The sequence below is a fragment of the Nocardioides marmorisolisilvae genome, from assembly GCF_003725775.1.
GTDB lineage: Bacteria > Actinomycetota > Actinomycetes > Propionibacteriales > Nocardioidaceae > Marmoricola > Marmoricola marmorisolisilvae.
The window spans coordinates 459753-473870 of sequence record NZ_RJSG01000002.1 but is presented as its reverse complement, the minus strand read 5'-3'; the positions used below and the strand labels follow the sequence as shown (position 1 = coordinate 473870).

The following is a 14118-nucleotide window of genomic DNA, read 5'->3' as shown; positions in this document are numbered from 1 at the left end:
TCTGGGTCACTTCTGGTTACTTCGCCTGATCAGTAGCGGTAGTGGTCCGACTTGAACGGTCCCTCGACGGGAACGCCCAGGTAGTCGGCCTGCGCCTGGGTCAGCTCGGTCAGCTCGACGCCGATCGCGTCGAGGTGCAGCCGGGCGACCTCCTCGTCCAGGTGCTTGGGCAGCACGTAGACGCCGATCGGGTACTCCTCGAGCTTGGTGAAGATCTCGATCTGCGCCAGCACCTGGTTGGTGAAGGAGTTCGACATCACGAACGACGGGTGACCGGTCGCGTTGCCGAGGTTCAGCAGACGACCCTCGGAGAGCACGATGATCTTCTTGCCGTCGGGGAAGATCCACTGGTGGACCTGGGGCTTGATCTCGTCCTTGACGATGCCCTCGATCTTCGCCAGGCCGGCCATGTCGATCTCGTTGTCGAAGTGACCGATGTTGCCGACGATCGCCTGGTTCTTCATCCGCTGGAAGTGCTCGACCCGGATGATGTCGAAGTTGCCCGTCGTGGTGATGAAGATGTCGGCGAAGTCGACGACCGACTCCAGGCGCTTGACCTCGTAGCCGTCCATCGCCGCCTGCAGCGCGCAGATCGGGTCGATCTCGGTGACGATGACGCGCGCACCCTGGCCGCGCAGCGACTCCGCGGAGCCCTTGCCCACGTCGCCGTAGCCGCAGATGACGGCGGTCTTGCCGGCGATCATCACGTCGGTGCCGCGGTTGATGCCGTCGATCAGCGAGTGGCGGCAGCCGTACTTGTTGTCGAACTTCGACTTGGTCACCGAGTCGTTGACGTTGATCGCCGGGAACAGCAGCGAGCCGTCCTTGAAGCGGTCGTACAGGCGCAGGACACCGGTGGTGGTCTCCTCGGTGACGCCCTTGATGCCGGCGCCGATGTTGGTCCAGTACGTCGCGTCGTTCTCGAGCGAGCGGGCGAGGACCCGGAGGACCTCCTTGTACTCCTCGTTGTCGGTCGAGTCCTGGCCCGGGACGGCACCGGCCTTCTCGAACTCGGTGCCCTTGTGGACGAGCAGCGTGATGTCGCCACCGTCGTCGAGGATCATGTTCGGGCCGATCGGGTTGCCCTCGGAGTCCTTGAACTGGAAGACCTTCTCGGCCTCGTCCCAGTACTCCGCCAGGGACTCGCCCTTCCAGGCGAAGACCGGCGTACCGGCCGGTGCGTCGACCGTGCCGTTACCGACGACGACCGCGGCGGCCGCGTGGTCCTGGGTCGAGAAGATGTTGCAGGTGGCCCAGCGGACGTCGGCACCGAGCGCGGTCAGCGTCTCGATGAGGACACCGGTCTGGATGGTCATGTGCAGCGAGCCGGCGATGCGGGCGCCCTTGAGCGGCTGCGAGGCGCCGTAGCGACGACGCATCTCCATCAGGCCGGGCATCTCGTGCTCGGCGAGGGTGAGCTCCTTGCGGCCGAACGTGGCCAGGGAAAGGTCAGCGACCTTGTAGTCCATGGTGGATTCCTTGCATGGTTGTAGAGGGTTCGTTCGAGACTGGATAGACAGGTTGGAACCTGTGCAAGGCGTCTGGCCACGATCTCGTGCGCGAGGCGCGGCCTTCATCGTACCCGGTAGCCTGCGCGCGTGAGTGCAGGATTGTTCGGTCTCCTCGACGACGTCGCCGCGCTGGCCAAGCTGGCCGCCGCCTCGGTCGACGACGTGGGCGCCGCGGCCGGGCGGGCGAGCGCGAAGGCGGCCGGCGTGGTCGTCGACGACACCGCCGTGACCCCCCAGTACGTGCAGGGCGTGGCCGCCCACCGCGAGGTCCCGATCATCAAGCGGATCGCGACGGGTTCGCTGCGCAACAAGCTGCTCTTCATCCTCCCGGCGGCCCTGCTGCTGAGCCAGTTCGCCGACTTCCTGCTGACCCCGCTGCTCATGGTCGGCGGCACCTACCTCTGCTACGAGGGCGCCGAGAAGATCTGGGAGCGCGTCTCGGGCCACGGCGACCACGCGGGCGACAGCGTCGAGGAGGTCAAGGAGCACCTCGACGCCGACGCCGAGGAGGAGGTCATCACCGGCGCGGTACGGACCGACTTCATCCTCTCCGCCGAGATCATGGTGATCGCCCTCAACGAGGTCTCCGACGAGCCGTTCCTGTCCCGCGCGGCGATCCTGGTGGTCGTCGCGGTCGCGATCACCGTCCTGGTCTACGGCGTGGTCGCGCTGATCGTGAAGATGGACGACTTCGGCCTGCACCTGGCCCAGCGCGGCTCGGCCGCCCGCCAGGCCGTCGGACGCGGCCTGGTCCGCGCGATGCCGGTGCTGCTCTCGGTGATCGCCACCGTCGGCGTGGCGGCGATGCTCTGGGTCGGCGGGCACATCATCGTCGCGGGTCTCGACGACCTCGGCTGGCACGGCCCGTACGACCTGGTGCACCACCTGCAGCACGAGGTCGAGCACGCGCTTCACTTCGCGGCCGGGGTGTGGGGCTGGCTGACGAACACCCTCGCCTCCGCCGTCGTCGGCCTGCTGGTCGGTGCGGCCGCCGTCGCGGTGATGCACGTGCTCCCGGTCGGCGGCACCGAGCACTGACCGGAGCGTCCTAGCCGGAGAGCCCGATCTCCAGGTAGCGGGCCGCGAAGTTCCCCGTCGCCAGCAGGCTGGCGTAGCGGGCCACGTCGCCGTCGGCCTCGGTCGTCACCGTCTCGACCCGGACGCCGGTCGCGTCGGCCTGGGCCTGGAGCCGGGCGCGGGTCTCGGCCACCACCGGGTCCGGCGAGCCGTCGTCGAGGATCACCAGGGACGGGCGGAGGTCCGCACCGTCGTCCGCGAAGGGGTCGGCGAACACGTCGGACTGCGGGGCGGCGGCGATCACCGGCAGCAGGTGCTCGGCGTCGGCGGCCAGCGCGGCCCGGCCCGTGGAGCGGCGCACCGACTCGGCGACCCGGCGCGCTGCCCGGGCGGCCAGCACGGTTCCGCCCCACAGCAACGGGCTGGTCTCCGCGATCCCGCTGGCCAGCAGCTTGGCCGGGTTCACGGCCAGGTCCCGGAACGGACCGCAGCTGACGGCGACGTCGTCGAGCGCGGTGGCCACGACCTCGGGATCGGTGTCCGGGCCCAGCGCCAGCCGGTCGAGCAGGTCGAGCATCACCGTCGCGGTGGCGAGCTGGTCACCGGTGACCGTGGGCAGCAGCGTCGCATCACGACCGGGGACGTGCCGGCCCACCAGCGAGTCCTCGGGAGTGGCGACGACCAGGGGGCAACCCCGGCGGTTCGCCTCGGCCACCCCGGCGGCGGTGGCCGGGTCCGACCCCTCGGGCGCGAGCACGACCACCAGGTCCAGGGCTCCGGCCCAGCCCGGCAGTCCGGCACCCGGCCAGGCGACGAACGGCACCGGGCAGACCGGCTCGAGCACGGCGCGCAGGAGGCGCGAGTCGGGCCCGGCGGCGAGCACCGCGCGCGGCTGGGTCCCGCCGAGGCGGGCCACCGTCTCGGCCACGGAGTCGGCGGCCGAGACCGCCTCGCGGCGTACCCGGGCACCGCCCTCGGCCAGGTTCCGCAGGACCGGCTCGGCGGAGCGCAGCGCGTCCTCGTCGTCGAGGAGGCCGTCGTCGAAGACCGCGGCCACGGCTCAGCCCTCGGTTGGCTTGCGGGCCTCGTCGACGAGCAGCACCGGGATGTCGTCGCGCACCGGGTAGGCCAGGCCGCAGCCCGTGCAGACCAGCTCCTCGGCCGCCTCGTCCACCGCCAGGTCGGCGTGGCAGGACGGGCACACGATCAGGTCGAGCAGCCTCGCGTCGAGGTTCATCAGTACTCCTTCAGGCCCGGATCGCGGCGAGGACCTCGTCGCGGATCTGCTGCATGGTGGCTTCGTCCTTGCCCTCGGCGTTCAGCCGGAGCAGGGGCTCGGTGTTCGAGGCGCGCACATTGAACCACCAGTCTGCGGCGACGACCGACAACCCGTCGAGGTGGTCCACCGAAACACCGGGCCTGGTCCCCCAGTCGGCCTCGAGCTGGTCGAGGATCGCCTGCTGGTCGGCCACCGAGGTGTTGATCTCCCCGCTGGCGACGTGCCGGGTGTACGGCGCCAGCACCGCGGAGAGCGGGGCGTCGGTCTCGGCGAGGGCGGCCAGTGCGTGCAAAGCCGCGAGCATCCCGGAATCCGCACGCCAGAAGTCGCGGAAGTAGAAGTGCCCGGAGTGCTCGCCGCCGAAGATCGCGTTCTCGGTCGCCATCGTCGCCTTGATGAAGGAGTGCCCCACGCGGGTGCGCACCGGTCGGCCCCCGAGCTCGGTGACGATCTCCGGCACGGCCCGGGAGGTGATCAGGTTGTGGATGATCGGCGCGCCCGGCTCCTTGGCCAGCTCGCGCGCCGCGATCAGCGCGGTCAGCACGCTCGGGCTCACCAGCTCGCCGCGCTCGTCGACCAGGAAGCAGCGGTCGGCGTCGCCGTCGAAGGCCAGGCCGATGTCGGCGCCGTGCTCAAGGACGGCTGCCTGCAGGTCGACCAGGTTCTCCGGCTCGATCGGGTTGGCCTCGTGGTTCGGGAAGGTCCCGTCGAGCTCGAAGTACAGCGGGAAGACCTCGGCGTCGATCCGGCTGAGCACCGCCGGGGTGGTCAGGCCACCCATCCCGTTGCCGGCGTCGACCGCGATCTTCAGCCGACGACCGGAGACCGGCGCCAGCTTCAGCAGGTACGCCGCGTACTCCTCGAGCAGCTCGACCTCGTCCAGGCTGCCCGGGGTGTCGGCGGTCAGCGTCTCCCCCGACGCGACCCGGTCGCGGATCTCGGCGAGACCGGTCTCCATGCCGATCGGCTGCGCGTGGGTGCGGCACATCTTGATGCCGTTGTACTGGGCCGGGTTGTGGCTGGCGGTGAACATCGCGCCGGCCCGACCGAGGTGGCCGGAGGCGAAGTAGAGGCCGTCGGTCGAGCAGAGGCCGATCAGGGTGACGTCCGCCCCGGCCTCCCTCGCACCGTCCGCGAAGGCGCGCGCGAGCTCCGGCGAGGAGGGCCGCATGTCGTAGCCGACCACGATCGGCCCGTCGCCGATCACCGCGACGAACGCGTTGCCGACCTTGCGCACCAGCTCGGCGTTGATCTGGTCCGGGACGGTGCCGCGGACGTCGTAGGCCTTGAAGAACGCGTTCAGGTCGGTCGACATGACGCGAAGACTAGTCGTCGGACTTGAGGACCCTCAGGTGACCCTTGCGGGCGACCTCGCGCATCTCGAACGGCTCCCGGGCGACGTCGACCGGACGCGGCTGCGCGGCCTCGCGGACGGCGTCGGCGAGGGCCAGCAGGTCGTCGCTGGTGTGCGCGTGCGGGTCGTCCTGGACGAGCCGGAGCACCTCCCACCCGCGGGGTGCGCTGAGTCGCTCGCTGTGCACCTCGCACAGGTCGTAGGCGTGCGGCTCCGCGTAGGTCGCCAGCGGTCCGAGGACGGCCGTCTGGTCGGCGTACACGTAGGTGAGGGTGGTCGCAGCCGGGCGGCCGCACGCGGTGCGCGAACAGCGGCGGACCAGGCTCCCGGGCGAACTCACGGGCCGAGGCTACCGCCGCGCCGCACGGTGGGCGCTTAGGCTCGCGGGGTGCGTCGCAAACCCTCCCTCCGTGACCGTCACGACCGCGGCCTGCGCGGCCCGGCGTTCGGCACCGGCGGCCTCGTGCCGAACGGCGTGCCCGCCCGGCTGACCCGCTCCGAGCGGTTCGACGACGTCGCACTGCGGGTGATGCGGGCCGTGGTGGCGCGCTGGCCGGACCGGATCGGCGACGTCGACCTGGCCGTCGAGGAGGTGCCGGTGATCCCGGCCGGCTGGGCCGAGCGGACCGTGCCGCTGGCGTCGTACGTCGACCGGACCCCGACCAGCCCGCCGCGGTTGGTCCTGTTCCGCCGCCCGCTCGAGCACCGTGCCGAGACGTTGATCGACCTCGAGTCGCTGCTGCTCACCGTCGTGGTCGAGCAGCTCGCCGAGGTGCTCGGCATCCCGCCCGAGGACGTCCACCCGGGCTACGAGGCAGACTGAGCCGACGTCCGGTTCACCAGCCCGGTCGGACGGCCGGGAGCCGCGTCGACCGGATCGCGGGCGCGATGCCGGCTGCGGCGATGCCGTTCTTGGGGCTCATCGAGAACGCGCCGGCCACCGTCGCACGGTCGGCGACCAGCTGCACGTAGCGGACCTGCGAGGTCAGCTTGACCGCGGCGCTGGTGCCCGCCTCCACCGCGACCGTCCGGGTGAGCACCGCGTGCCCACGGGAGTCGTACCCGGTCACCTTGACCGAGCCCGCCTCGCCCAGCGAGGAGAGCACCAGACGTCCGGTGCCCTGCGGCAGGCCGAAGGAGGTGCTGTCCCGGAGCGCCTGGACGCCGGTGGCGAACGAGGTGTCGCCGGCCTTGGTCGTCCGGATGGTTCCGGTGACCCGTCCGTCGGTGGTGATCCGGATCGCCATCGGGCTGCCGTCGATGACGTCGGCGATCTGCAGCGTGGTGACCGACTCCGGCGGCACCGTCACGGGGGCGAGGCCCTCGGGGCTGAACGTTCCGTGGTTGCCGATCACCTCGAGCTTCGCGATCGCCTCGGTGCTGCCCGGGTTGACCAGCGTGAGCGCCGCCAGGCCGGGCTTGGAGGGCAGACCGGCGAGCACGAGCGTCTTGGACGGAGCGGGCTGCGGCGGCAGCCACTCCTGCACCTTCTTCCCGATCAGGCCCGGGGCGAAGGTGTCCGCGGCCGTCACGGCCACCAGGCCGCGGCTCGCGATCACGCTGACCGCGACGTTGCCCGAGGTCGGTGCGGATCGCCCCAGGTCGACCACCCGGGTCGAGCGCCCGCCGATGGTGATGCCGTGCAGGCCCGGGGCGGTGACGGCGCCGTCGTCCCCGTAGACGTCCACGTCGATGACCGCCGCACCCGGACGGGGATTGGTGATGGTCAGCACGGTGTCGTGGGTGATCTCGGCGCTGCCGCCGCCGGCGAACCACCACTCGGCGTGCGGCTCCGGGCACGGCACCCAGGCCAGCTTCTTGCCCACGACCGACTCCTGGCCCGCGAATGCACCGCGGGCGACCGTGCGGTCCGCGACGATCCGCAACGGCTTGCTCCGGACGGTGCGGTTCTTGGCGAGGCCGGTGTCCAGGTTGCCGCTCAGGACGCGGTCGGCGCCGAGCCCGCCGGTGCAGGAGAACACCCGCTCGTCGAGCTTGACCCGCGGCGGATCGTCCACCGGCCGGCCGATGCCCAGCGGGGTGGTCCCGGCCAGGGTGAGCAGGGCGAAGGTCAGGCCGACCAGCATGATGCCGATGGCCGCGGGGCGACGCGCAGCGTTGCCGCGCCGGGTTGGCGTGGGCGTGCTCATCGGCGTCGCCTCCGGCGTTCCGGGGCGGCCAGCACCAGGCAGGCCAACCAGCCGATCACGCAGGTCGCGACCCACGCCGGACGCAGCCAGGCGCGCTGGTCGGCGACGGAGGTCAGGCTCGGGTCGACCTGGACGACCCACGCGCGCGCGTGCAGCGGCGCGCTCGCGCTGCCGAAGTCGTTCGCCGCGTCGAACCCGCCGCTGACCACGTCGGCCACCGGCGCGGGCGCGTACACGTACTTCACGCCGTACGACGCCAGCAGCGCCGCGTCGCCGTCGTCCGCGGTCGACAGCAACCGCTCGACGAGGGCCCGGAACTTGGGATCGGGGTCGGTCAGGGACAGCGTGCCGTCATCTCCGAGCCGGGGCACGCCGGAGCGCAGCACCTGGTACTCCAGCCCGTGCTCGAGGCCGCCGGTGATCCGCAGCACCGCGCTCTTGCTGGTGCCGTCGGCCAGCTCGCGCATGTAGGTCGGCAACGCGTTCGTCTCGTACCGGTGCATCGGCCCGTCACCGCCGTAGGTCAGCCACCAGAACACGCCCAGCACCGGGGAGAGCACCGCGAGCACCACGGTGACGGCGGCGACGGGCTGGCGCCAGGTGAAGTCGGCGTCGGCGGTCAGCTTCACCGCACCGTCGGCGGCGATGGCGGCTGCGGCGATGAAGCCGGCCTGGATCAGGATCAGCAGGAAGCCGGGCCAGGGCCGGAATTCGACCGGCACGCCCGGCAGCGAGACCGGCACCCGCGAGGTGGCGGCGAGCACGGCGGCCGCGGCCAGGATGACCACCCAGACCTGCAGCACCTTGGCCCGGGTGTCGGGCCGGATGAAGGCCACCACGGCGGCGATCGGCAGACCGATCGCCAACCAGCCGGGCGCCTCGATCACGCCGCCGGTACGGCCGAGCACCAGGTCCCAGAGCGCGGGGTCGGCCGGCAGCGAGGCCGCCCGGCCACCCTCGACGAGCCAGGCGCCAGGGGCACGCAGGGTGCCGATCGCCCAGGGCAGCACCAGCACCAGCGGCACCAGGGTGATGATCAGCAGCTCGGGCTTGCGACCCTCGGCGAAACCACCGACGACGGCGAAGAGTGCGAGCAGCACCAGCACCAGCCACGCCGGCGGGACGAACGAGATCAGCAACCCGGCGAGCAGCGCGACGCGCCAGGCCGAGCGCCAGCGGCGGACCGGCTCCTCGGCCCCGAGATCGAGCGCGGCGCGCACCAGCCACGGCAGCACCGCCGCGCCCACCACGGCCCCGATGCGACCCTGGCCGACGGCGCCGGAGAGCACCGGGAGCAGCCCGTACGTCGCCGCACCCCACAACGGGGCCACGTTGCCGACCGAGATCCGGCGCAGCAGGCCGAGCGCGCCGGCGAAGGCAGCCGGCACCGCGAGCAGGAAGATCAGGTCGACGACCAGCTCGGGATGATTGAACGTCAACGTTGCGACCACCGCGAGCGGCAGCAGGTACGCCGGGCCGGGAGCGTCCGAGCCGGTGCCGAGGTCCGTGCGCCACGATCCCCAGGTCTTCCACCAGTGGCCGACGCCGTCGGGCACCGGGAGCAGCGCGCCGCCGTGGAGCGGACCACCGAAGAGGTAGGAGTGTCCAGCCACCAGCGCGAGCAGGGTGGCCCACAACGTCGGGGAGAGCAGCAGCCGCTGGAACCACGGGGTGGTGTCGGTGACCCCGGGCGGTCGACGGCGCTCGGCCTGGTCGCGCACCGCGTGCCCGACCGCTATCCCGATGTCGGTCACGTAGTCCAGGCCGTGGCGGTACGGCAGCCAGAACGGGGCGAGCAGCGGGCGCACCTCGGCGTGCGGGACCTGGGCGGTGCCGGCCCGGGCCCGGCGTGCGCGGATCGCCCGGCCGGGGTGCAGGAAGATGTTGAGCAGCGCCGCGACCTCGTCGGCCGCCTCCCCCGGCGCGCGCACCAGCAGCAGGCCGAGGGCGCGCAACAGGCTGCCGAGGATCATCCGGGCGGACCGGAACGGGATCGTCCAGGCCGGGCTGTTGACCAGCAGCGTGTACTGGGCGCCCTCGCGCTCCTGGCGCCGCGGGTGCTCGACCAGCTCGGAGTCGCGGCGGCCCTGGCGGGAGGCCTCGACGTGGAAGACGACCGCCTCCGGGATCACCTTGGTCGCGTAACCGGCACGGGCGACCCGCCAGCCGAAGTCGAGGTCGGCCCCGAAGACGGGCAGGAGCGGGTCGAGACCGACGGACTCGAGCACCTCGCGCCGCACCAGCATGCCGGCGGTGTTGACCGCGAGCACGCGGTGCTGTTCGTCGTGCTGCCCCTGGTCGTACTCGCCGCGCTCCAGCCCGGTCTCGCGCTGGCCGGTCCCGGTCAGGGTGACGCCGACCTCGAGCAGCCGCTTGAGCGAGGGCCACTCGCGGTGCTTCGGGCCCAGCACCGCGACCAGGTCGCCGGCCTCCTCGCTGGCCTCGACCAGCTTCTCCAGACACGTCGGCGCGGGGTTCGAGTCGTCGTGCAGCAGCCAGACCCACTCGTCCGCTTCGGCTGGCGGCAGGCTGGCCAGCGCGACGCGGACGGACTCGCCGTACGGGGTGCGGGGATCGAGCACCAGGGGCGGGCGGCCGGTGGCAGCGGTGACCAGGTCGACGGACTCGTCGGTCGATCCGGTGTCGACAGCAGCGATCGCGTCGATCTTCCGGGTCGAGGCAGCCAGCCCGGCGAGCACCGCTGGTAACCAGCGGGCGCCGTTGTGGCTGACAAGGAGAGCCGTGACCTTCACGAGGGGTCAGCCTAGGTGGTGGCCGTTCATCCCCCGAACGGCCGCCTCACCGGGTGTGACTCAGACGGCTCGCTTCTTCAGCTTCCGGCGCTCGCGCTCCGACAGACCGCCCCAGATGCCGAAGCGCTCGTCGTTGCCGAGTGCGTACTCGAGGCAGTCACCACGCACGTCGCAGGTCAGGCAGACACGCTTGGCCTCGCGGGTGGAACCGCCCTTCTCCGGAAAGAACGCCTCGGGGTCGGTCTGGGCGCACAGGGCACGCTCCTGCCAACCACTCTCGTCAGCGTCCCCCTCGAGCAGGTAGAGCTCGCGCATGATGTTCCCCTTCGACCCTGCGACCCTGACGGGCCGCGATTTGTGTGAGGGTGATCTTCCTCACCGACGCGAGTCAGCGTTGAAAACCACACTGATGTGATTACATGCCTGTCGCTACGCGTAAGTCAAGCCCAACTCTGATATTGCTCTCCCCCGGAAGAGGGGTGCCCTGAGCGGGTTCTGAGCCGCGCGGCACACTTCTCCCCATGACGGCAGCTCGGTCGGTGACGGTTCCCGCCTCCATCACGGTCCTCTCCGGGGGCGTCGGCGGTGCCCGTTTCATCCAGGGCGTGCTGCGCCTGATCGAGACCAGTGGCGCCGCGGCCGAGGTCACCGTCATCGCGAACACCGGCGACGACATCTGGCTGCACGGGCTCAAGATCTGCCCCGACCTGGACACCGTGATGTACACGCTCGGCAACGGGATCGACACCGAGCGCGGCTGGGGCCGCGTCGAGGAGACCTGGCACGCCAAGGAGGAGCTCGCGGCGTACGGCGTGGAGCCGGCCTGGTTCGGGCTGGGCGACCGCGACCTGGCCACCCACCTGGTGCGCACCCAGATGCTCGACGCCGGCTACCCGCTCTCCGCGGTGACCGAGGCGCTCTGCCACCGCTGGAAGCCGGGTGTCCGGCTGCTGCCGATGTCGGACGACCGCATCGAGACCCACGTCGCCATCGACGACCCGGACACCGGCGAGCGCCGCGCGGTGCACTTCCAGGAGTACTGGATCCGCCACCAGGCATCGGTCCCGGCCTACTCGGTGGTCCCGATCGGCGCGACCGAGGCGAAGCCCGGGCCGGGCGTCCTGGAGGCGATCACCGACGCCGACCTGGTGATCCTGCCGCCGTCCAACCCGGTGGTCTCGGTCGGCACCATCCTCGCCGTGCCGGGCATCCGGGAGGTGCTGCGCGCCACGAAGGCGCCGGTGGTCGGCGTCTCCGGCATCGTCGGTGACGACCACGTCCGCGGGATGGCCCGCCAGGTGCTCGGCATCATCGGGGTCGAGTGCTCCGCGGCCGGCGTCGCCGAGCACTACGGCGCGCGCTCGGCCGGAGGTGTCATCGACGGCTGGCTGGTGGACACCGTCGACGCCGGTTCGGTGGAGCGCATCGAGGCCGCGGGCATCCGCGCCCGCGCGGTGCCGCTGATGATGACCGACCACGACGCCACCGCCGCGATGGTCGCCGAGGCGATCGACCTCGCCGGGTCGCGGGCGCCGTGACCCACCTCGAGGTCGTCGCCCCCGACGGCATCGGCGAGGTCGTCGCCGGGACCGACCTGGCGGCACTGGTCGCCGAGCACGCTGACCTGCACGACGGCGACGTCGTCGTGCTCACCAGCAAGGTGGTGAGCAAGGCCGAGGGCCGGGTGGTACCCGGGGACCGCGACGAGGCGATCCGCGAGGAGACCGTCCGGCTGGTGGCGCGCCGCGGACCGACGAGCATCGTGGAGAACCACCTCGGCCTGGTGATGGCCGCTGCCGGGATCGACGCCTCGAACGTCGAGCCCGGTCTGCTGGTGCTGCTACCGCTGGACCCGGACGCGACCGCACGTCGGATCCGCGAGGACCTGCTGGCGCGCACCGGCACCAACGTCGCGGTGCTGGTCAGCGACACCGCGGGCCGGGCCTGGCGGCACGGCCAGACCGACCTGGCGATCGGCGCCGCCGGCCTGGAGCCGCTGATCTCCTTCGAGGGCCGCACCGACGACTACGGCAACGAGCTGGCCGTCACCGCTCCTGCCGTCGCCGACGAGATCACCGGCATCGCGGAGGTGGTCACGGGCAAGCTCGGCGGCCGCCCGTTGTGCGTGCTGCGCGGCCTGGGCGACCTGGTGCTCCTAGCCGGCGAGCACGGCCCGGGGGCGCGCTCGCTGGTGCGCGAGGCGGAGTCCGACATGTTCGGGCTCGGCAGCCGCGAGGCGGTCGTCGCCGCCCTGGCCGGGGACCGGCGCGGCTTCGGCGCGCCGGCCGCCACCGGGGACCTGCTCGACGCACTCGCCTCCTGCGGGTTCGCGGCACGGGCTGACGACGACGGCGTCCTGGTCGACGTGGCCGCGGACGACGTACGGCTCGGCCTGCTGCTGCTGGCGCACGGCTGGCAGGCGCTGCCCCGGATTCCGGCCGGGATTCACAGCAACGGATCCGCCGAGACGGCGACACGCGTTGCACCGCTTTCGTAGACTTCCCCAGGTTTCCCGACACGCACCAGTCCTGACCTGCCCGACGACAGAGAGCTAGCCGTGGCCAAGAAGAACGCGAAGAACACCGAACGACGCGCGATGGTGGAGCAGATGCGCGCCGAGCAGGCCCGCAAGGAGCGGATGCGCAGCCTCGGCATCCTCGGCGTCTGCGTCGTGATCGTGGTCGGCCTGCTGGGCGTCGCGGTGGTCAAGGTCATCCAGGACAACAACAAGCAGGACAAGCTCAACAGCCAGTCCCTGCGCGATCTCGGGGTGAGTGCGTCGGCCGCGAGCTGCGACCCGATCAAGACCACCAAGACCGACAAGAACCAGACGCACATCCCGGCGCCGACGCCGATCACCTACAACGACGCGCCGCCGGCCTTCGGCCCGCACCGCCCGCAGCCGGAGCCGTTCGGTCGCGCCTTCTACACCGACGACCGGCCCGACGTGGCGGTCCTGGTGCACAACGAGGAGCACGGCTACACGATCGCCTGGTACGACGACACCGCGGCGAAGGACAAGACCGAGATGGCCCAGCTGGAGACCATCGCGAACAAGTACAAGTCCGCCAACGAGCGGTTCATCGCCGTGCCGTGGCACAGCTCCGACGGCGCCGCGTTCCCCGAGGGCAAGCACATCGCCCTGACCCGGTGGAGCGCCAAGGCCGGCGACCCCTCGAACGAGGCAGACCAGCGCGGCAACTGGCAGTACTGCGGCCAGGTCAGCGGCGCGGTGATCGACGACTTCTTCAAGAAGTGGCCGAACGAGCAGTCCCCCGAGCCGGGACTCATGTGACGGTCTGACCCATGGCCAAGAACAAGCCCGGGAACGCCGAGCGGCGCGCGATGGTCGAGAAGATGCGCGCCGAGCAGGCGCGCAAGGAACGGCTGCGCAGCCTGGCGATCCTGGGAGTCTGTCTCCTGGTCGTGGTCGGCATCCTCGGGCTGGCCGTCGGGAAGTACCTCAGCGACGGCGGCGACGGCAGCGACAAGATCAGCCTGGACAAGATCGGCGTCCCGGCCCCGCAGGCCCAGTGCGACCCGATCACCACCAAGGCGCCGACCGGCAAGCAGCGCTCCGGCGTGGACGGCAACCACGTCAAGATCGGCACCACGATCACCTACCCCACCAGCCCGCCGGCCTTCGGCCAGCACTGGCCGAACTACCTGCAGGCCTCGGAGTACCGCAACTTCTACTCCCCCTCGGACCGGCCGCAGCTGGAGCGGATGGTGCACAGCCTCGAGCACGGCCACACGCTGATCTGGTACGACGGGACCATCACGCCCGGCAGCACCGAGTACCAGCAGCTGCAGAAGGTCGCCGACAAGTACGACGGCACCACGACCTACATCAACGTGGTGCCGTGGCTGTCGACCGACGGGCCGGCGTTCCCGGACGGGAAGCACGTGGTGCTCACCCACTGGGCCGGGTCGGGCGACCACCAGCAGGGCATCTGGGAGTACTGCGGGAAGACCAGCGGCCAGGTGATCGAGAGCTTCGTCAAGAAGTACCCGAACACCGACTCCCCGGAGGCTGGGGCCCCGTAAGGCTCGT

General features: G+C 71.5%; 14 protein-coding genes. 6 read left to right on the top strand and 8 right to left on the bottom strand.

Translation table 11 applies throughout. The annotated features are described in order from the left end of the window. Positions 1 to 29: 29 nt before the first annotated feature. The gene (gene ahcY / locus EFL95_RS06020) at positions 30 to 1469 is read right to left on the bottom strand and encodes an adenosylhomocysteinase (RefSeq protein ID WP_123233142.1); all 1440 of its coding nucleotides are present in this window, start codon (positions 1467 to 1469) and stop codon (positions 30 to 32) included. Between the two features lie 129 nt (positions 1470 to 1598). On the opposite strand from ahcY, the gene EFL95_RS06015 reads away from it, so the two are divergent. After that, on the top strand, positions 1599 to 2549 hold the full coding sequence (locus tag EFL95_RS06015) for a DUF808 domain-containing protein (RefSeq protein ID WP_123233141.1): 951 nt from the start codon (positions 1599 to 1601) through the stop codon (positions 2547 to 2549). Between the two features lie 10 nt (positions 2550 to 2559). Here EFL95_RS06015 and EFL95_RS06010 read toward each other — a convergent pair whose 3' ends face one another. From EFL95_RS06010 to EFL95_RS05995, 4 genes are read right to left on the bottom strand one after another with little or no spacing between them, the layout of a single operon-like run. Beyond that, a complete protein-coding gene (locus EFL95_RS06010; RefSeq protein WP_123233140.1) occupies positions 2560 to 3585 on the bottom strand; it encodes an SIS domain-containing protein in 1026 nt (341 codons plus the stop codon). Between the two features lie 3 nt (positions 3586 to 3588). After that, on the bottom strand, positions 3589 to 3765 hold the full coding sequence (locus EFL95_RS06005; RefSeq protein WP_123233139.1) for a Trm112 family protein: 177 nt from the start codon (positions 3763 to 3765) through the stop codon (positions 3589 to 3591). Between the two features lie 10 nt (positions 3766 to 3775). Further along, positions 3776 to 5122 (bottom strand): phosphomannomutase/phosphoglucomutase, encoded by a 1347-nt coding sequence (locus tag EFL95_RS06000; protein ID WP_123233138.1) that lies wholly within the window; start codon positions 5120 to 5122, stop codon positions 3776 to 3778. Between the two features lie 10 nt (positions 5123 to 5132). Then, entirely contained in the window at positions 5133 to 5501 is a 369-nt protein-coding gene (locus EFL95_RS05995) for a DUF3499 domain-containing protein (protein WP_123233137.1), read from the bottom strand. A 48-nt stretch (positions 5502 to 5549) separates the two neighbouring features. Between EFL95_RS05995 and EFL95_RS05990 the strand changes: the two genes are divergently transcribed. Next, positions 5550 to 5984 carry a metallopeptidase family protein gene (locus EFL95_RS05990; RefSeq protein WP_123233136.1) on the top strand — a complete coding sequence of 145 codons (435 nt, stop codon included), beginning with the start codon at positions 5550 to 5552 and terminating at the stop codon, positions 5982 to 5984. A 13-nt stretch (positions 5985 to 5997) separates the two neighbouring features. Here the strand turns inward: EFL95_RS05990 and EFL95_RS05985 are convergent, their stop codons facing one another. From EFL95_RS05985 to EFL95_RS05975, 3 genes are read right to left on the bottom strand one after another with little or no spacing between them, the layout of a single operon-like run. Continuing rightward, positions 5998 to 7311 (bottom strand): DUF5719 family protein, encoded by a 1314-nt coding sequence (locus tag EFL95_RS05985; RefSeq protein ID WP_123233135.1) that lies wholly within the window; start codon positions 7309 to 7311, stop codon positions 5998 to 6000. Continuing rightward, a complete protein-coding gene (locus tag EFL95_RS05980) occupies positions 7308 to 10064 on the bottom strand; it encodes a glycosyltransferase family 2 protein (RefSeq protein WP_123233134.1) in 2757 nt (918 codons plus the stop codon). The genes EFL95_RS05985 and EFL95_RS05980 overlap by 4 nt, the downstream gene beginning before the upstream one ends. Positions 10065 to 10124: 60 nt before the next feature. Next, positions 10125 to 10379: a WhiB family transcriptional regulator gene (locus EFL95_RS05975; protein WP_123233133.1), complete on the bottom strand. Its 255-nt coding sequence runs from the start codon at positions 10377 to 10379 to the stop codon at positions 10125 to 10127. Positions 10380 to 10585: 206 nt separating this feature from the next. Here EFL95_RS05975 and cofD point away from each other — a divergent pair, with 206 nt between their 5' ends. The 4 genes from cofD to EFL95_RS05955 are packed head-to-tail and all read left to right on the top strand — an operon-like array spanning position 10586 to position 14111. After that, entirely contained in the window at positions 10586 to 11602 is a 1017-nt protein-coding gene (cofD, locus tag EFL95_RS05970; protein ID WP_123233132.1) for a 2-phospho-L-lactate transferase, read from the top strand. Further along, positions 11599 to 12561, top strand: a complete 963-nt coding sequence (gene cofE, locus EFL95_RS05965; RefSeq protein WP_123233131.1) for a coenzyme F420-0:L-glutamate ligase — start codon at positions 11599 to 11601, stop codon at positions 12559 to 12561. Before cofD ends, cofE begins: the two co-directional genes overlap by 4 nt. A 60-nt stretch (positions 12562 to 12621) precedes the next feature. Then, the gene (locus tag EFL95_RS05960) at positions 12622 to 13359 is read left to right on the top strand and encodes a DUF3105 domain-containing protein (protein ID WP_123233130.1); all 738 of its coding nucleotides are present in this window, start codon (positions 12622 to 12624) and stop codon (positions 13357 to 13359) included. Positions 13360 to 13370: 11 nt separating this feature from the next. Further along, on the top strand, positions 13371 to 14111 hold the full coding sequence (locus tag EFL95_RS05955) for a DUF3105 domain-containing protein (protein WP_123233129.1): 741 nt from the start codon (positions 13371 to 13373) through the stop codon (positions 14109 to 14111). Positions 14112 to 14118: the final 7 nt, after the last annotated feature.